1 pseudogene is annotated in these 1,012 nt (G+C 77.8%); it reads left to right on the top strand.

The features are described 5' to 3' along the window. Positions 1 to 341 precede the first annotated feature (341 nt). Positions 342 to 1,012 (top strand): annotated as a pseudogene (locus FOE67_RS26850) (hypothetical protein); the annotation flags it as partial.

Below are 1,012 nucleotides of genomic sequence, written 5' to 3'. Positions count from 1 at the left end.
GGGCCGTGGCGCGGGGGCGGAGCCACCGGCGGGCCGCCGTGCGCAGGCGGTCGGCGACGGCGTCGAGGGGACTCACGGGCGCCATGCTGCCAATGACGCCCCGAATGACGGGGTAACGCGCCTTTTCCCGCTGTGTCTACCACTATAGGTTCATGCGGTTTTTCGTACGTTATGAGAGGTCGTATTCGGGGGAGGCGGAAGAGCAGATGTTCCCGACCCCCGCGTGACGCCTCCCGGTGTCACGCGTTCCCCGAACTTCCCGCCTTATCCGTCCCCCGAGCGGGGACGCGCCCCCACCGACACGTCGGCGGGGGAACACGAGACCACACCGGACGGAGCGGATGGCCAAGCACCCCACCCCCACAGCCGGGACCCCGGACGGTCGAACGGACCGACCCACTGCCGCCGCCGGCACCCGACCCCGGGCCGGCACACGTCGCGGCGGTCGTACCGCCACCCCCACCCACGAACCCGGCGAACCGGCCGGACGGCCACGGCGCCGGACCCGCCGGCACCCCGCCGGGGGCACCGCGGCCCCCGGGGACCCGACCGCCGCGCCGGACCCCGGAGAGGCCCCGGACGCGTCGGACGCCCCCGGGGACGCCGACGCGCCCGGGGACGGAACCCCCGTCGCGGAACGACCCCGCACCGACACCGCCGAGGCCCCGGCGGACGCCGGGACCGACGCCGAGGCCCCGGGGACGGGAGCGAGCGGGGACACCACGGAGCCGACCGGCGGGACGGGGACGGAGGCCGGAACGGACACCGGCACCGCCCCGGACGCCGACACCACGACGACGGACCCCGACCCCGGGGACACCCCGGACGCGACCGCCCCGGAGACCACCGGGACCGGTGACGCCGCCGGGACCGCCGACGCCCCGGAGGCCGCCGACGCCGGGGACGGGGGCACCTCCGACGCCGACACCCCCGACCGCACCCCGCCGGGGGCGACGGACGAGGAGTCCCGGCCCGCCCGCGCGCAGGAACCGGCGGACGACGACACCACCCC

Origin of the sequence: Streptomyces calidiresistens (genome assembly GCF_014141525.1) — a bacterium.
GTDB classification, from domain to species: Bacteria; Actinomycetota; Actinomycetes; order Streptomycetales; family Streptomycetaceae; genus Streptomyces; species Streptomyces calidiresistens.
Note: the sequence above shows the minus strand (reverse complement) of the source record. Positions and strands in the feature narration are given on the sequence as shown.